A 15,821-nucleotide genomic window follows, 5' to 3' on the forward strand; every position below is an offset into this window, starting at 1 on the left:
TGTCAGTATGACTTGCGAGCCCGCCTCCATTCATCGAACGCTTCGCGGCTCGTCCGGCTCGGCGTGTAGCCGAAGACCTCCTTGAGCCGGTCGTTGGCGAGCACGGGGCGGTACCGGAGGAACATCGTCTGCTCCGGCCCGTACGGCGAGAGGCCGAGCCGCGACAGCACCGTCAGCGCTCCGCGCAGCACCGGCTCGGGAATGGTCAGCACCGGCTTGCCGAGCAGCTCCGCGATCTCGGTGATCGTCAGCGCGCCGTCGCCGGCGACGTTGAACACCCCGGTCACGGAACCGGTCACCGACTGCTCGATGACGGCGACCACGTCGGTGTCCCAGATGAACACGAACGGCGACTCCGAGCCGCGGATCTTCAGCAGGCGCTTCCGCTCGAACAGCGCGGTGATCTGGTTGTCGACCGACGCCCCGAGGATCGTGCCGATGCGCAGCACGACCTGCTCGAGGGTCGGGTACGCCGGCAGCATCTCCTCGACCAGCCGTTTGTGGTGGCTGTACGCGAACTCCTCGTTGCCGCGCACCGGCTGGTCCTCGGTGATCCAGGCCGGGTTGTCGGGGTGGTAGCCGTACGCCGCACCGCTCGACGACACCACGACCCGGCGCACGCCGTGCGCGACGCAGGCGTCGAGCACGTGACGGGTGCCGGTGACGTCGACGGCGTACTCGAGCTCGCGCGTCGAGCCGGGGCCCGGCGTGACGATCGAGGCGAGGTGCACGACGACCTCGGGCCGCACCGACGAGATCACGTCGGACACGTTCGACTCCGACGTCACGTCCATGACCACGGAGGGCGGGCGCAGGTCGGCGCTCACGACCTCGTGGCCGGCGGCGGTGAGACCGGCGACGACCGAGCGCCCGAGGAAGCCGGCCCCGCCCGTCACCAGCACCCTTCGAGACGGTTGCTGCGCAACCTCCTCTGGGACCGCCTTCACGCGTTCACCGGGTCCGGTAGGTCGGCCGTCCGGCGCTTCCAGAGCGCCGCGACCACGAGGCCTGCGAGGATGTCGTACAGGCCCCACCAGGCGGCGACCAGCGCCATCCCGCCGAGGCCGTCGAAGTACGCGAACACCAGGACCAGCCCGAGCCCGGTGTTGCGGACGCTCACCTCGAACGTCATCGCCTTGCGGCTGCGGCTGGGCAGTCCGGTTCCGCGGGCCACGCCGTACCCGAGCCCCAGCGCCATCGCGTGCTGGATGAACACGGCGAGCAGCACGAGGGTGATGTAGCTCGTGAAGATGTCCCAGTTGCCGATGAACGCCAGCACGATGATCAGCAGCAGCAGGACGAACGAGATCGGCCCGACGACCTTGTGGGCGCGGTGCGCGACGCTCGGCCAGAGCCGGTTGATGGTGACACCCGCGACGAACGGCAGCCCGATCACCAGCGCGATCTCGAGGAAGGTCTTCACGGGGTCGAGGTCGACGTCCTGCAGGAGCGGTTCGCCAGCGGGGGAGAGGCCGGCCCAGAACGCGAAGTTGATCGGCAGCATCACGATCGTCAGCAGGTTGCTGATCGCGGTCATCGAGACCGACAGCGCCACGTCACCGCCGGCTCGGTGGGTCAGGATGTTGGAGACGTTCCCGGGCGGGCAGCAGGCCACCAGGATCATGCCGAGCGCGATGGAGCCGCGGACGTCGAGCACGATCGTCAGCAGCAGCGTCAGTGCGGGCAGGAACAGGAACTGCGCGACGATGCCGACCAGGATCGGGAACGGCCGTCGCAGCACCGCGGTGAAGTCCGTGATCCTGATGTCCAGCGCGATGCCGAACAGGATCGTCGCGATCACGATCTTCAGCACGGTCGAGGCGCCGCCGCTGAAGTCGATCTTGATGCTGTCGACGTCGGCGGCCAGGCTGGTCAGCAGGGGCGGCATCAACGGAGCCTTTCGATCTCGTCGCGCACCGCGGACCGGTAGGCGTCCTTGTTGACGTAGTAAGCCATGCGCTCGAGCCCGAGGTAGCGATATCCGCCCGAAAGGTCGGGGCGGGGTCCGGCGACCCGGCCCTCGAGGGCGCGCGCGGCATCCGGTCGGTCCGCCCGCGCCCGGAGGTACGACGCGACCAGCTCGGCCTGCTCGTAGCGGCCCTGCCAGCCGATGCCGGACGCCTCGATCATGCCGAGCACGAAGAGGTTCGGGTCCTCCTGCGTGAAGATGTTGAGGTAGAGGTCCGGCGCGCTCCCGCGGCCCGCCCAGCGCAGCAGCGCCGGGTCGAGGAACGGGTAGTGCAGGTGGTAGCCGGTCGCCAGCACGATCACGTCGTACGCCGTCGACGAGCCGTCGACGAACTCGACCGAGTCGCCGGCGAAGCGGCGTACGTCGGGCCGCACGTGCAGGTCGCCGTGGCCCAGGTGGTGGAGCACCAGCGAGTTCACGATCGGGTGCGACTCGTAGATCTTGTAGTCGGGCTTCGGGAACCCGAACTTCACTGGGTCACCGGTGAAGAGCCTCAGCACCCGCGAGTCGATCGCCTGCTTGATCCGCGGTGGCAGCGGGCGGCCCTGGTTGAGGGTGTCGGCCGGCTTGCCGAAGAGGTACTTCGGCACGAAGTAGTAGCCGCGGCGCACCGACATGTCGACGGACGCCGCGTGGTGGACGGCGTCGACCGCGATGTCGCACCCGGAGTTGCCGGCGCCGATGATCAGCACCCGCTTGCCGGCGAACACCGTCGGCGACTTGTAGGCGCTGGTGTGCAGCACCTCGCCGTCGAAGGAGCCCTCGAACGTCGGCACCGACGGCTCGCTCAGTGTCCCGTTGGCCGCGATCACGCCCGCGTGGCGCCGCTCGACGCGGCCGTCAGGTCCCTCCGTGACGACGATCCAGCCGCCGTCGCCCGACGGCTTCGCCGACACGACCTCGGTGCCGAAGGAGAACCCGTCGGTCAGCGAGTACGTCGAGGCGAAGTCGCGGAAGTAGGTCAGCAGGTCGCGGTGCGAGGGGTAGTCGGCGACCTCGTCGCGCATCGGGAACTCGGCGAACTCCGTGGTCCGCTTCGAGGAGATCAGGTGCGCCGACTCGTAGACCGTGCTGCGCGGGCCGCCGATGTCCCACAGCCCGCCGACGCCCGAGGAGAGCTCGTAGCCGTGCCACGGGATGTCGAAGCGCTGGAGGTTCCGCGCAGCAGCCAGGCCGGAGGGCCCGGCGCCGATCACGGCGTAGGTGTCGTCCGTCACGACCGGCATGATGTCAGGCATGCGTCCGATGCTCGCCACCAAGACGGACCACGTGCCCGCCGGCGGGGCCTGGACCCACGAGGTCAAGTGGGACGGCGTCCGGGCGATCACCGCCGTCACCGGCGGCGTGCTGCGGATGACCAGCCGCAACGAGAACGCCATCACGCTCGCGTGGCCCGACCTCGCCACCAGCCCGCTCGGCGACCGCGACCTGGTCGTCGACGGCGAGATCATCGCGCTCAACGACCGCGGCCTGCCCGACTTCCGCACGCTCCAGGAGCGGATGCACGTCCGCAAGGCCTCGACCGCGGCCCGGCTCGCCGACAAGGTCCCCGCGATCTACATGGTCTTCGACCTGCTCCGCCTCGACGGGCGCGACCTCACCGGCGAGCCGCTGGAGAAGCGCCGCGGCGTCCTCGAAGGGCTGGGCATCAACGGCGGCTGGCAGGTCCCGACGGCGTACGACGACGGCGCGATGCTCTTCGACGCCACGCTCCAGCAGGGCCTGGAGGGCGTGGTCAGCAAGCGCCGGACCTCGACGTACCGACCCGGCGAGCGCACGCCGCACTGGCTGAAGCTCGCACACCGCCACCGGCTGTCGTACGTCGTGGGCGGCTGGCGCCCCCAGGAGGGCTCGTCCGACCGGCTGGCCGCCCTGCTCGTCGGGGAGCAGACGCCCGACGGGCTGGTCTACCGTGGCCGGGTGGGCAGCGGGATCGGGCCGAAGCAGAGCGCCGCGCTGACCGGTCTCGTCGCCGGACTGGGCCGGGCCGACAGCCCGTTCGTCGACGAGGTGCCGCGGGTCGACGCCCAGGGCACCCATTGGCTGGAGCCGGTGCTCGTCGTCGACATCGACACGCACGGTCGTGGGTATGACCGCCTGCGACAGCCCTCGTTCCAGGGGGTCCGCACCGACCTCGCACCGGAGGACCTGTGAACCGGCCGATCCGACTCCTGCTCGTCCTCGTCGTCGCCGCGACCGCGTGGCTGGCGCCCGCACCTGCCGGCGCCGCCGAACGCACCCACGTCACCCTCGACGGCGTCGACGTCCGCCTCCGGGAGGGCACCCGCCAGGTCGTCACGGTCGACCACACCGGCGGCCACCGCGCCCGGATCACGTTCTGGGCGCTGACCGGCGACGGCTGGGAGCAGCGGATGCAGGCGGCCGACGGGCGGATCGGCTACGGCGGCCTGGTGCCCGGGCACCGCCGGCGCCAGAACACCGGCACCACGCCGCTGGGGACCTACGACCTGCCGTGGGCGTTCGGGATGCACGCCCGCGACGACTCCTGGGACCTGCGCTACCGCCAGGTGCGCCGCGGGGACTTCTGGGTCCAGGACAACGCCTCGCCGTACTACAACCGCTACCGCAACCAGCGCCAGGGCGGCTTCCGCTGGTGGCTCCCGAGCAGCGACCCCAACGCCTCGGAGCGGCTCACCGACTACCGGCAGCAGTACGAGTGGGCGATCGTGATGGGCTTCAACAAGGGGCAGGTGCGGCACCGCGGCTCCGGCATCTTCCTGCACGTCAACGGCAGCGGGGCGACCGCCGGGTGCGTGAGCGCGCCGCGCTGGTTCATCGCCGCGCTCATGAGGCGTCTGGACCCGGACCACCGGCCCGTGATCGCGGTCGGCCGCTGAGGGGGAGCAGTGCCGGACAGGCCAGCGCAGCGGGAGGAGGTGCGCGTCGACGTCGAGGGCCGGACCCTCACGCTCAGCAACCTCCACAAGGTGCTCTACCCGCGCACCGGCTACACCAAGGGCGAGGTGCTCAACTACTACGCCCAGGTCGCGCCGACGATGCTGCCGCACCTGCGCGACCGCTGCGTGACCCGGATCCGCTGGCCGCACGGCGTCCAGGAGGCCAGCTTCTTCGAGAAGAACACCCCCAACGGCACCCCCTCGTGGGTGCGGACGGCGAAGGTCCCGACGACCGGCTCCCGCGCGCAGTCCTCGAGTGACACGCTCGTCTTCCCGATCGTGGACGATCTCGCGACGCTCACCTGGCTGGTCAACCTCGCCGCCCTCGAGCTGCACGTCCACCAGTGGACCGTGGGGAAGAACGGCCGGCCCCGCAACGCCGACCGCCTCGTCATCGACCTCGACCCGGGGGAGCCCGCCGGCCTGCACGAGTGCTGCCAGGTCGCCCTGCTGGTGCGCGACAAGCTCGCCGAGCGCCACCTGGACGCCAAGCCGGTCACCAGCGGCAGCAAGGGCCTGCACCTGTACGCCGACCTGCCCGGCGGCCTGCCCTCCGACGAGTCCAGCGCGCTCGCGAAGGAGGTCGCCGAGGAGCTCCAGGGAGAGCACCCGAAGCTGGTGACCGCGACGATGACGAAGGCGCGGCGGAGCGGCAAGGTCTTCCTCGACTGGTCCCAGAACGCCGGCTCGAAGACCACCATCTCGCCGTACTCCCTCCGCGGCCGGGAGCGCCCCTCGGTCGCCACCCCCGTCGGCTGGGACGAGGTCGAGGAGGGCGCCGAGGACCCGCTGGGGCTCGAGCAGTTCACGCCCGAGCAGGTGCTGGCGCGGATCGCCGAGCACGGCGACCTCTTCGCCGATCCGCGATAGGGCGGTCTGTTACCAAACAGTGGGTCCGGCGTGGAGCCCGTGTTGACCTTGCGTGGACGCCGTCCTCCTAGCGTGTGGCCACGCCGAGGGGCTGCAACCGGAGGACCCAATGACCATCGCGACGACCGCGCCGACCCGCACCACGCGTGTGCAGGCGAGCCGGTTCGTGCTCCCGGTGGTCGCGCTGGCCGCCGTGGGCGTGCTCGCGACGGTGACCGGCATCCCGTGGACCGGGGCGAGTGAGGCGGCGACCGGCATCCGCCTCCAGGCCGCACCCGGTCAGGGCGCCACGCTGACCATCACCGAGCTCGAGCCTGGTGACTCGGTGGTCAGGACCATCACGATCCGCAACTCCGCGACCGGCGAGTCACGGCTGTCGTTCGAGGAGGCCGCCGATCCGTCGGCCTTCGCGGGCGGCGTGCTGGACCTGAGGATCGAGCAGGACGGCCGGACCGTGTACGACGGCGCCTTCGGCGGCATGAACGACGTCGCACAGGACGTCGGCAACCTGCCGCCCGGGGGAGCCAGCACGTTCACGTTCACGGTCTCGCTGCCCGACTCGGCGCCGTTCGCGAACCAGGGCGACCCCGCGGTCGCGACGTACACCTGGCAGAGCACCGACACGACGGGGTGACCCGCACCGGTCTGGACCGGTCCGGACCGGATCGGGTTCTGCCTCACAACTGAAGAGCTGTGGCCGAAGGGGCTCTCGCCCCTCCGGTCGCCGGGCTGAAGGTGGCCGCCCGCGCATCTGGGGGGAGCGCGGACGGTCGCCGTCAGCCCGACCACGGGCATCCGTGCGCGCATCCGGGGGGAGGCGCGGACGGCGCTCTGGAGGGTAGGCACCTGCCGGCCCGGCGCTCGGGGGACGCGCCGGGCCGGCAGGGGCCGTCGCCTTGGACCCTGACCCCCTTCTCGGAAAGCACGACGATGGAGATCCCGACCGCTCCCCGCCCCCCGGCGCCGACGCCGTGGGGCCGATGGGTGCTGCTCGCGGTGCTCCTCGTGCCTGTCTCGCTCCTCGTGCTGCTGCCGACCGGCCTGGGCCTCGAGCGCTACGTCATCACGAGTACGTCGATGGACGGCGCCGGCGACGACGGCCTCTCTCGTGGGTCGATCGCCTTCGAGCGGGTCGTGCCCGTCGGCGACCTCCGGGTCGGGGACGTCATCACTTATCCGCGCCCAGGCGGTGCCGATGGGGACGCCATGGTGACCCATCGGATCGTGGCGATCGGGCCCGACGGCATCGTCACGCAGGGTGACGCGCTGCCGTCGGCCGACCCGTGGACGCTGCGCCCGGACGGCCCGGCAGTGCCCCGTGTCGAGTTCGCGCTCCCATGGGTGGGCTGGGCGTACCTCGTCCTCTTCCACCCGCTGGGCTGGGTCCTGACGATCGCCTCGGCGGTGGTGCTGGTGGCGCTGACGGCCCGCGGCCGCCGCCGGGGTACGCCGTCGCCGCGCCCCGCCGAGACGCCCGTCGAGACGCCCGCCGAGGTGGTCGCCGTGCGCTCGGGCGGGGCCGACGCCGCGCCGCACGCGAGGAGCGAACCGTGAATAGTGCCGTCGGCGAGCTCCTCCGTGCCCCTATGCTCGCTCCCATGGCGCACCGGGTCATGGTCGTGGAGGACGAGGAGGACATCGCGTTCCCCCTCGTCCGCACGCTGGAGCGCGAGGGCTACGACGTCGAGTGGGTCGAGAGCGGTCAGAAGGCCCTCGACACGCTCGCGACGACGCCGGAGCTCGTGATCCTCGACCTGGGACTCCCGGACATGGACGGCCTCGAGGTCTGCCGTCGAGCCCGGGAAGCCGGCTACCAGGGGGCGATCATCATCGTCACCGCCCGGGCCGGCGAGCTCGATCGGGTGGTCGGTCTCGACTACGGGGCCGACGACTACCTGGCCAAGCCGTTCGGCCTGGCCGAGCTGCAGGCGCGGGTCCGCGCGCTGCTGCGCCGTACCTCCTCAGCGTTCGCCGGCACGAGCGACGATGCCGTCGACGACGGGCTGCGCATCGACGTCGAGGCCCGTCGGGTCTACGCCGGCGCCGAGGAGGTCCCGCTGACGGGCAAGGAGTTCGAGGTGCTGAGCATCCTTGCCGCGAACCGGGACAAGGTGGTCTCCCGCGGCCGGCTGATGGCCGACGTGTGGGACGAGAACTGGTACGGCTCGACCAAGACGCTGGACGTCACGATCGGTCGGTTGCGCCAGAAGCTCGAGAGCGTGGGCGTGACCGATCGGGTGGTGGCTGTCCGGGGCGTGGGGTTCCGCCTCGAGGGCTCACCCGATGCGTGAGCGCCTGACAGCTGCCTTCATCATCCTCACCATCGTCCTGCTCCTCGGGGCCGGACTGGTGCGGACCTTCGTGTTGCGCGACATGGTCCGCGAGCAGGTCGCCGGCCAGCTGGACCAGCAGGCCAGCCTCGTCGCCGCGATCGTGGCCGACCGGCAGGCCGCCGGCGGGGCCGTCGACGAGGAGATGCTGCAGAAACTCGTCGGCCCCGACGACCGGCTGGTCCTCGCCGTCGGCGACTCCGAGATCGTGGTCACCGGCGAGGACTACGAGGACGACGACGGCGACGACATCTCGGCGACCGCCGTGGTCGACGGCGCCGCCGACACGACGGTGACCGTCAGCGAGCCGTCGTCGGTGGCCAACGACGTCGTGGGGCGCGACCTCGGGTCGATCGCGGCGCTCTTCCTGCTGATCGCCGTCGTCGCCGGCCTGGCCGGCCTGGTCATCGCCGCGCTGCTCTCGGCGCCCTTCCAGAAGCTCGCGGTCGCCGCGGCCGCGCTCGGCCGGGGGCGCTTCGACCTGGACCTGCCGGAGACCCGCATCCCCGAGGCCCGCGCGATCGCCAACGCGCTGCGCTCCAGCGCGCTCGCCCTGGAGGACCGCGTCCACCGCGAGCGGGCGTTCGCCGAGCACGCCTCCCACGTGCTGCGCACCCCGCTCACCGGCATCCGGCTCGAGCTCGAGGACCTCTCGATGCGCGACGACCTGCCGGAGGACGCGCAGGAGACCGTCACCCGCTGCCTGGCCCGCGTCGAGCAGGTGGCCACGGTCGCCGCCGAGCTCGTCGAGATCACCCGGCGCGGCAGCCTCGTGGTCGGGGCGGAGGTCCCGCTCTCCGAGCTCTCCACCCAGCTCGCGCAGCGCTGGGCCGACCGGCTCGCCGCCCGCAACCGCGCGCTCACGGCCGCGGTCGAGGGCGACCTCACGCTGACCTACACGCCGGGACCGGTCGAGCACGCGACGGACCTGCTCCTCGCCGACGTCGTACGCCGTGGCAAGGGTGCGGTCCGGATCGTCTTCCACGGCGACCCCGCGGGGCACCTGCGCATCCACGTGCTGTGCGCCGACCGAACCCCGGAGAAGGACCTCGACGGGGAGAGCCTGGACCGGATGAGCCAGGTCCGCGTGGTCGTCGAGGCACTCGGCGGGCGGGTCACCGGCGACCACCCCGCCGACGGCGTCGACGTCATCCTGCCGCGGCGATAATGCTCGACATGACTCACCGTCCCGTGGAGACCTGGCTGACCGACATGGACGGCGTGCTCGTCCACGAGGAGGTGCCGATCCCGGGTGCGCAGGAGTTCATCGAGGCGCTGAAGGCCTCCGGACTGGCGTTCCTGGTGCTCACCAACAACTCGATCTACACCCCGCGAGACCTGCGCGCCCGCTTGCTCGGCAGCGGCATCGACGTGCCCGAGGAGTCGATCTGGACCTCTGCGCTCGCGACGGCGCAGTTCCTCGACGAGCAGCGACCCGGCGGCACGGCGTACGTCGTGGGCGAGGCCGGCCTGACCACGGCCCTGCACGACGTCGGCTACGTGATGACCGACCGCGACCCTGACTACGTGGTGCTGGGGGAGACCCGCACCTACTCGTTCGAGGCGATCACCCGCGCCATCCGGCTGGTCGCCGCCGGCGCCCGGTTCATCGCGACCAACCCCGACCCGAGCGGGCCGAGCCAGCACGGGATGCTGCCCGCGACCGGGTCGGTCGCCGCGCTGATCAGCACCGCGACCGGGCGCACGCCGTACTTCATCGGCAAGCCGAACCCGCTGATGATGCGCAGCGCGCTCAACCGGCTGGAGGCGCACTCGGAGACGACGGTGATGATCGGCGACCGGATGGACACCGACATCATCAGCGGTCTCGAGGCGGGGCTGCGCACCGTGCTGGTGACGACCGGGTCCACCCGTCCCGACCAGGTCGAGAGGTTCCCCTACCGGCCCACCCGCGTCGTCGACTCGATCGCCGACCTGGTTCCCGAGATCGGTGGCGGGAGCGCTCCCACGTCCGTAGTCTGACGCCGTGACCAGCGCCCCCGCCCGTGCTCGGCGCGGGGCGCTGTGGCGGGCGGCGCCGCTCCGCCTGCTGCGGACGCCGGGCTGGCTGCTGCTGGTCCTGGTCGCGGCCACCCTCTTCGTGGCGTCCGTCGTCGCGCCGCCGATGTTCGCGGCGACCGCGCGCGCGACCGCGCTCTCCGACGGCCTGCGCGCTGCGGCGGGCGCGCCGTACGGCTCGGAGTCGGCCGACCTGCGGGTGACCTGGGACGCCGTTCTCCTTCCGGAGGGCGAGGCCGTCGTGATGGAGCGGCTCGCTGCGCTGCGCGGGTACGGCGACCCCGTCCTGACGGCGGCCGGCAACGGGCAGAACCGTACCCGTCGCGCCGTGGTGGAGGCCGACGGCCGCAGGGCCGGGTCGGAGATCTGGTACCGCGACGGCGCGATCGAGGCGATCGGCGGCGACGAGGACGCCGACGGGGTCTGGCTCGCCGAGGACGTCGCCGCCGACCTGGGGGTCGAGACCGGCGACGTGATCCGGCTCGGCCTGGTCCCGACCTTCCTGATCGCCACGCCGCCGTCGCTGGTCCGCACGAAGGTGGCCGGCACCTACGAGACCGCGCCGGGCTCCGCGCTCCCGAAGGCGATCGCCGACGACCCCGACGCCGACCGGTGGTTCGTGCCCTACGACCCCGACGACCCGAGCAGGAAGACCCCGCTGGCGATTGCCGGCCGCGACACCTTCGACCGGCTGGTGCTCAATGCCGGGGAGATACCGCTCTACCTCGCCGAGCTCCCGCTCGACGCCGACATCAGCCCCGACGACGCGGCGGCAGCGGTCACCCAGCTCCAGCGGCTCGGCAACGACGCGTTCGACTCCCGCGCGGCGCTCTACCGCGCGCTGCTCGGGACCGAGCCGGAGGGTGGAGCCGAGCTCAATGTGCTCACCGGACTGCCCGACATCGCGTTCGAGACCGACGGGACCGCCCGCACCGCCCGCGAGCAGGTGCGGCCGTACGCCGTCGCCGGCCAGGCGCTCGCGGCCGCGTTGCTGGTGGCCGCGTGGGTGCTGCTGGGCCGCAGCCGACGGCGCGAGCAGCTGCTCGTCTCCGGGCTCGGCCTGAGCCCCGGCCAGCTCGCCGCCCTGGCCGGTCTGGAGATGCTGCCGGTCGCGCTGCTCGCCGTACCGGCCGGGCTCGGGCTGGCCTGCCTCGGCGTGCTGACCGCCGGTCCGCCCACCGACACCGGCCTCGTCACCTCGACCGGCGACCTCGTGCGCGCGGCGGTGGCCGCGGGCATCGGGCTGGCGCTCGTCGTGGCGACCGCGGCGCTGTCCGCCGTCGGCACCGACAGCCTGGCCCGGCTGTCGCTCCTCGGCCGGGGCCGTCGCGCCGTGCCGTGGACGGCGGCGCTGCTCGCGGCCACGGTCGCCGTCGCCGTCGCGGTCTTCACCGTCGACGTCACCGACCGGGCCGAGGCGCCGCTGACGATGGCCCTCCCCGTGCTGGTCGCAGGGTCGGTCGCCGTGCTGGTCGCCCGCGCCGTCGGCTGGCTGCGCTCGCGCCGGCCGGCCCGCACCCATCCCGGCCGGCCGCGCTGGCTGGCCACGCGCCGTACCGGCCCCGTCGTCCGCGAGGTCACCGCCCTCACCGCCGTCGTCGCCGTGGGCCTCGGGCTGTTCGCCTATGCGCTCACCGTGCACCGCGGGATCGACGAGGGAGTCGCGGACAAGACCGCGGCCCTGGCCGGTGCGGCCACGACGATCCAGGTCGCCGAGGACTTCCGGGGTGGCGGGATGAAGGGCCCGCGTCGTACGGCGGTGCTGTCGACCCCGCCCGCTGAGGGCACCTCGATCGTGTGGCGGCGCACGGTGGCGCTGCCGCCCGCGTTCGGCGACAACCCGCTGATGGCCGTCGACACGGGCTCGTTCGCCGCGGTCGCCGACTGGGGCGGCTCCGGCGACCTCGACGCGGGCCGCGACCTGCTGCCGAGGCTCGACCGCGAGGCCAAGGGCCTCCCGGTGCTGCTGTCCGGCGACACCGACCTCGACGCCGGGGACCACGGCACGCTCGACTTCAGCGGCGAGTTCCAGATCCCGTTCGAGGTCGTGGGGGTCGTCCCGGCGTTCCCGGGATCGGAGACCGACACCGGCGCCGTGACGGTCGTCGCCGACACCCAGCGGCTCTTCCGCCTGGTGTTCCCGACGGTGCACCCCGGCCGCCGCGGTGCGTCCAGCGGCGACGCCGGGGTCTTCAGCTCCGAAGTGTGGTCGGCGGACCCCGCCCGGGTGCTCCGCCGCGGCCTCGCCGACGCCGGCGTCGCGACCGACGGCGAGGTCACGAACCAGACCCAGGCGCAGATCGGGGGCGGCCTCGTCGCCGCGACCTGGGCCGCCGGCTACGTGCTCGCCCTCGGCGTCGTCGTCCTCGTGCTCGCCGTCGCCGGTGCGCTCGTGCTGGCACTGCGGCTCGCCGACCGCGACAGCGTCTCCGACGTGCTGCTCGCGCGGATGGGCTGGCGCCCCTCGGAGCTCGCGCGCTCGCGCGCGTGGGAGGTCGGGTACGCCGTCGCCACGGCCGTCCTCGCCGCCGTCCTCGCCTCGACCGTGCTCGTGCTGCTCCCCACGATCATCGACGCGACCGCCACCATCCCGCCGCTCACCCGCCCGCGACCCGGGCTCGCGGACGTCGCCGTACTGGTCGGGGTGCTCGTCGCGACCGTCCTGGTCGCCTGGCTGCTCGGCGCCTGGCGCGCCCGGCGCCGACACCCCGCGGAGGTGCTCCGTGCCGGCGTCTGAGACCGTGGCCGCCAGTTGCGAGGACCTCGTCAAGGTCTTCCGCTCGGCGACGGGGGAGACCCATGCGCTGCGGGGGATCGGACTCGAGGTCCACCCGGGCGCGCTCACGGTCGTCGCAGGACCGTCCGGCTCGGGCAAGAGCAGCCTGCTGACCCTCCTCGGCGCGCGCGACCGGCCGAGCGCCGGCCGGCTCGCGGTCCTCGGCAGCGACGTCGTCGTCGCGTCGACCCGCCAGCTCCGCGCGCTGCGGCGATCGAGGATCGGGTTCGTGCCGCAGCGGTCGTCGCTCGGCGTCTTCCCGCACCTGCGCGCGGTCGACCAGGTGCGCCAGGTCGGCGCCTGGCGCGGCGCCGCCGACGGTGCGTACGACGCGCTGGCGGCCGTCGGCCTCGAGCACCGGGCCGACCACCTGCCGGCCGCGCTCTCCGGCGGCGAGCAGCAGCGGCTGGCCGTGGCCGTCGCCCTCGCCGGCACGCCGAGCCTGATCGTCGCCGACGAGCCCACGGCCGAGCTCGACCACGCCAACGCCGACCTCGTCGTCGACGCGTTGCTCGTCGCCGCCGCGGCCGGCGCCGCGGTCGTGATCAGCAGCCACGACGAGCGGATCATGCACCGCGCCGATCGGCTGCTCCGGCTCCGGCACGGCGTGCTCTCCAGCGAGACGACCCGTCGCGACACCACCGCCGTGATCGACGCGACCGGCCGGCTCCAGCTGCCGCCCGCGCTGCTGGACCTCTTCCCCTCGCGGCGCGTGATCATCGAGGACGACGGCGACGGCGTACGCCTGCGACCACCGGAGGTGTCCGAATGAGCGCCCTGGAGATGGCCGCCGTCCGGCACGGGTACGGCGCCGGCACCGGCCGCGTCGAGGTGCTCCACGGCGTCTCGCTCGTCGTCGCGCCGGGGGAGCTGGTCGCGCTGGCCGGGCCGTCGGGGTCGGGCAAGACGACCGTGTGCCACCTCGCCGCCGGCATCGAGCGGCCCGAGCACGGCACGGCGACCCTCGGGGGCAGCCCGACCGCCGATGTCGCCGACTGGTCGCGGATCGCGGTCGTGCCCCAGCAGCACGGGCTGCTGGCGGGGCTCTCGGTGCGCGACAACGTCACGCTGCCGGCGCTGCGCGCCAAGGTCGACCCGGGGGCGGCGTTCGCGCGTCTCGCCGAGGCGCTGGACATCGGGGAGTTCGCACACCGCGGGGTCACCGAGACGTCGCTCGGCGAGCAGCAGCGGGTCGCGGTCGCGCGGGCGCTCGTCCTCGCGCCCCGCCTGGCGATCCTCGACGAGCCCACCGGGCACCAGGACGACGACCACGTCGGCCAGGTGATCGGCGTGCTCGCGGACGCCGCCCGCGTCGGATCCGCGGTCCTCGTCGCGTCCCACGACCAGCGGATCTGGGAGGTCGCGGACCGGGTCGTGCGGCTCGACGAGGGCCGGGTCCTCTCCTGAATCACACGCGCGCGACTATGTGATCTGCGTCCGGTTTGCGGCGATGGAGGGTTGGTTCACCCGACCAGGTGGGTAGCGTCGTTGACGATTGCACCAGCACAGCCGGTCCCGGGTACGCCGAGTCCTGCCCGTCCGTGGCACCGGTCCACCTTGGTCGCGGCCGGACCGCGACCGACGATCGAACACACGGGCAGGAGTGGGGGACCCACAGGTTCTTCGCGGCCACACGGCCGCTCGGGGTGAAGCCGCGCCAGCGCGGCCGGGCACCTTCCTGCCCGAACCCGACAGCTCACCTCACAGGCGTGGGGAGGAACCACGCACATGTCCACAGCACTTCCTACTGTCCTGCGCTCCTGTACCCGCGCGGGTGCCCGCGTCATCGTCAGCGGCGCCCTCGCGATCGGACTGCTCAGCACCGCACCCATCTCCGAGGCACACTCGGCGACGACCGACCAGGTGAAGCGCGAGCGCCAGGACAAGCCCAAGCGCAAGCCCAGCCGCGTCGAGGTCGCGATGCGCACCGCGGTGGCCCAGAAGGGCGATCCGTACGGTTACGGCGGCGCCGGCCCGAACCGCTTCGACTGCTCCGGCCTGACGTACTACAGCTTCCGCCGGGCCGGCTTCGGCGGCATCCCCCGCACATCGGCCGCACAGGCCGGCTTCACCCGGCACATCCCCCGCTCGGCGATGCGACGCGGCGACCTGATGTTCTTCACGGGTGGCGGTGGCGTCTACCACGTCGGCGTCTTCGCGGGCTGGTACCGCGGGCACCGGATGGTGCTGCACTCGCCGTACTCCGGCACCCGGGTGCGCACCGACCGGGTGTGGTCCAACTCGTGGTTCGCCGGGACGCTCCGCGGTCGGGGCTGACCCCGGTCAGCGCCAGGCGAAGGAGGCAAGGCTGGTGGCGATGACCTCCTCCCGCTCCCGGACCGGAATGGTCGGGAAGAAGAAGAAGTTGATCGTCGTCTGGTAGCCGTCGTTGACCGTGCCGAAGGACTCCGCGTGCTGGCCGCCGGTCTCACCGCTCAGGTGGTACCAGTCGACCTCCCCGATCTGGACGGTGTCCAGGACCTTCGGCTTCGGGGTCGGCGCCGACTTCAGCGCGTTCCTGGTCAGCTCCGCGAGCGGGAGATCAGGAGCGGCCGCCGGCATCTCGATGGCCGTGAGCGTGGCCGAGGAGGTGCTGTCGGGACCGGTGGCGCCGGACTGCAGGTCGATCATCGCCTCGTCCTTCGTCCAGCCCTCGGGGACGTGGAGCTCCGCGTTCGGGAGCTCGAGGAGCGGCCCGGACGCGGGGGCGACCGTCGACGAGGGTTCCTCGCTCGGAGCGGGAGACTCCGAGGCCGACTCGGATGGCGATGCCGACGGTTCGTCGGCGCCGCCGGGCTCGTCGCCGCCGCAGGCCGCGAGTGGCAGCAGCAGGGCCGCGATCGTGGCGGCGAGGGCCGCGCGGGCCTGGAGCGGGTGAGCCACGCGGGGCCTCCTGGGTCCGAGAGTCGCCGGATTCGACGGTGTCACCCTAGCCGCGC

General features: G+C 72.8%; 16 protein-coding genes and 1 riboswitch. Of the genes, 12 read left to right on the top strand and 4 right to left on the bottom strand.

What is annotated here, in order from left to right:
• Positions 1-2 precede the first annotated feature (2 nt).
• Genes ACFQQI_RS01925 through ACFQQI_RS01935 form a run of 3 tightly spaced genes read right to left on the bottom strand, consistent with a single transcriptional unit; the run spans position 3 to position 3,207 of the window.
• Positions 3-896 carry an SDR family oxidoreductase gene (locus tag ACFQQI_RS01925; protein ID WP_378557095.1) on the bottom strand — a complete coding sequence of 298 codons (894 nt, stop codon included), beginning with the start codon at positions 894-896 and terminating at the stop codon, positions 3-5.
• Positions 897-943: 47 nt separating this feature from the next.
• On the bottom strand, positions 944-1,888 hold the full coding sequence (locus tag ACFQQI_RS01930) for a bile acid:sodium symporter family protein (RefSeq protein WP_378557098.1): 945 nt from the start codon (positions 1,886-1,888) through the stop codon (positions 944-946).
• Positions 1,888-3,207, bottom strand: coding sequence for a flavin-containing monooxygenase (locus ACFQQI_RS01935; protein ID WP_378557101.1), 1,320 nt, complete (start codon positions 3,205-3,207; stop codon positions 1,888-1,890). The genes ACFQQI_RS01930 and ACFQQI_RS01935 overlap by 1 nt, the downstream gene beginning before the upstream one ends.
• Between ACFQQI_RS01935 and ligD (ACFQQI_RS01940) the strand changes: the two genes are divergently transcribed.
• The 12 genes from ligD (ACFQQI_RS01940) to ACFQQI_RS01995 all read left to right on the top strand — a co-directional run bounded on the left by ligD (ACFQQI_RS01940) (position 3,206) and on the right by ACFQQI_RS01995 (position 15,159).
• Complete coding sequence (gene ligD, locus ACFQQI_RS01940; protein WP_378557104.1) at positions 3,206-4,123, top strand: non-homologous end-joining DNA ligase; 918 nt, start codon at positions 3,206-3,208, stop codon at positions 4,121-4,123. The two genes, ACFQQI_RS01935 and ligD (ACFQQI_RS01940), sit on opposite strands and share 2 nt — an antisense overlap.
• Positions 4,120-4,827 carry a hypothetical protein gene (locus tag ACFQQI_RS01945; RefSeq protein WP_378557107.1) on the top strand — a complete coding sequence of 236 codons (708 nt, stop codon included), beginning with the start codon at positions 4,120-4,122 and terminating at the stop codon, positions 4,825-4,827. The genes ligD (ACFQQI_RS01940) and ACFQQI_RS01945 overlap by 4 nt, the downstream gene beginning before the upstream one ends.
• A gap of 9 nt (positions 4,828-4,836) precedes the next feature.
• Positions 4,837-5,757, top strand: a complete 921-nt coding sequence (gene ligD / locus ACFQQI_RS01950) for a non-homologous end-joining DNA ligase (protein ID WP_378557110.1) — start codon at positions 4,837-4,839, stop codon at positions 5,755-5,757.
• A gap of 109 nt (positions 5,758-5,866) precedes the next feature.
• Positions 5,867-6,391: a hypothetical protein gene (locus tag ACFQQI_RS01955; RefSeq protein ID WP_378557112.1), complete on the top strand. Its 525-nt coding sequence runs from the start codon at positions 5,867-5,869 to the stop codon at positions 6,389-6,391.
• Positions 6,392-6,687: 296 nt separating this feature from the next.
• Positions 6,688-7,311 carry a hypothetical protein gene (locus tag ACFQQI_RS01960; protein WP_378557114.1) on the top strand — a complete coding sequence of 208 codons (624 nt, stop codon included), beginning with the start codon at positions 6,688-6,690 and terminating at the stop codon, positions 7,309-7,311.
• Positions 7,312-7,355: 44 nt separating this feature from the next.
• On the top strand, positions 7,356-8,048 hold the full coding sequence (locus tag ACFQQI_RS01965; RefSeq protein WP_378557116.1) for a response regulator transcription factor: 693 nt from the start codon (positions 7,356-7,358) through the stop codon (positions 8,046-8,048).
• Positions 8,041-9,255: a histidine kinase dimerization/phospho-acceptor domain-containing protein gene (locus ACFQQI_RS01970; protein WP_378557118.1), complete on the top strand. Its 1,215-nt coding sequence runs from the start codon at positions 8,041-8,043 to the stop codon at positions 9,253-9,255. The genes ACFQQI_RS01965 and ACFQQI_RS01970 overlap by 8 nt, the downstream gene beginning before the upstream one ends.
• Positions 9,255-10,070, top strand: coding sequence for an HAD-IIA family hydrolase (locus tag ACFQQI_RS01975; RefSeq protein WP_378557121.1), 816 nt, complete (start codon positions 9,255-9,257; stop codon positions 10,068-10,070). The genes ACFQQI_RS01970 and ACFQQI_RS01975 overlap by 1 nt, the downstream gene beginning before the upstream one ends.
• Before the next feature lie 4 nt (positions 10,071-10,074).
• Positions 10,075-12,843 carry a hypothetical protein gene (locus tag ACFQQI_RS01980; protein ID WP_378557124.1) on the top strand — a complete coding sequence of 923 codons (2,769 nt, stop codon included), beginning with the start codon at positions 10,075-10,077 and terminating at the stop codon, positions 12,841-12,843.
• Positions 12,830-13,654 (top strand): ABC transporter ATP-binding protein, encoded by an 825-nt coding sequence (locus ACFQQI_RS01985; RefSeq protein ID WP_378557127.1) that lies wholly within the window; start codon positions 12,830-12,832, stop codon positions 13,652-13,654. Before ACFQQI_RS01980 ends, ACFQQI_RS01985 begins: the two co-directional genes overlap by 14 nt.
• Positions 13,651-14,289 carry an ABC transporter ATP-binding protein gene (locus tag ACFQQI_RS01990; protein WP_378557130.1) on the top strand — a complete coding sequence of 213 codons (639 nt, stop codon included), beginning with the start codon at positions 13,651-13,653 and terminating at the stop codon, positions 14,287-14,289. Before ACFQQI_RS01985 ends, ACFQQI_RS01990 begins: the two co-directional genes overlap by 4 nt.
• A 162-nt stretch (positions 14,290-14,451) precedes the next feature.
• Positions 14,452-14,604, top strand: a riboswitch (cyclic di-AMP (ydaO/yuaA leader).
• A gap of 6 nt (positions 14,605-14,610) precedes the next feature.
• A complete protein-coding gene (locus ACFQQI_RS01995) occupies positions 14,611-15,159 on the top strand; it encodes a C40 family peptidase (RefSeq protein WP_378557133.1) in 549 nt (182 codons plus the stop codon).
• 6 nt (positions 15,160-15,165) lie between these two features.
• On the opposite strand, the gene ACFQQI_RS02000 is transcribed toward ACFQQI_RS01995, so the two are convergent.
• Positions 15,166-15,765, bottom strand: coding sequence for a hypothetical protein (locus ACFQQI_RS02000; RefSeq protein WP_378557136.1), 600 nt, complete (start codon positions 15,763-15,765; stop codon positions 15,166-15,168).
• Positions 15,766-15,821 lie beyond the last annotated feature (56 nt).

It is taken from the genome of Nocardioides sp. GCM10030259, assembly GCF_042666375.1.
Lineage (GTDB): Bacteria > Actinomycetota > Actinomycetes > Propionibacteriales > Nocardioidaceae > Nocardioides.

Excerpts from the sequence above, each read along its gene's own strand:
- ACFQQI_RS01935 (WP_378557101.1), bottom strand. The coding sequence starts at position 3,207 with ATGCCTGACATCATGCCGGTCGTGACGGACGACACCTACGCCGTGATC.
- ACFQQI_RS01930 (WP_378557098.1), bottom strand. The coding sequence starts at position 1,888 with ATGCCGCCCCTGCTGACCAGCCTGGCCGCCGACGTCGACAGCATCAAG.
- ACFQQI_RS01970 (WP_378557118.1), top strand. The coding sequence starts at position 8,041 with ATGCGTGAGCGCCTGACAGCTGCCTTCATCATCCTCACCATCGTCCTG.
- ACFQQI_RS01975 (WP_378557121.1), top strand. The coding sequence starts at position 9,255 with ATGCTCGACATGACTCACCGTCCCGTGGAGACCTGGCTGACCGACATG.
- ACFQQI_RS01990 (WP_378557130.1), top strand. The coding sequence starts at position 13,651 with ATGAGCGCCCTGGAGATGGCCGCCGTCCGGCACGGGTACGGCGCCGGC.
- ACFQQI_RS01960 (WP_378557114.1), top strand. The coding sequence starts at position 6,688 with ATGGAGATCCCGACCGCTCCCCGCCCCCCGGCGCCGACGCCGTGGGGC.
- ligD (WP_378557104.1), top strand. The coding sequence starts at position 3,206 with ATGCGTCCGATGCTCGCCACCAAGACGGACCACGTGCCCGCCGGCGGG.
- ACFQQI_RS01955 (WP_378557112.1), top strand. The coding sequence starts at position 5,867 with ATGACCATCGCGACGACCGCGCCGACCCGCACCACGCGTGTGCAGGCG.
- ACFQQI_RS01965 (WP_378557116.1), top strand. The coding sequence starts at position 7,356 with ATGGCGCACCGGGTCATGGTCGTGGAGGACGAGGAGGACATCGCGTTC.
- ACFQQI_RS01995 (WP_378557133.1), top strand. The coding sequence starts at position 14,611 with ATGTCCACAGCACTTCCTACTGTCCTGCGCTCCTGTACCCGCGCGGGT.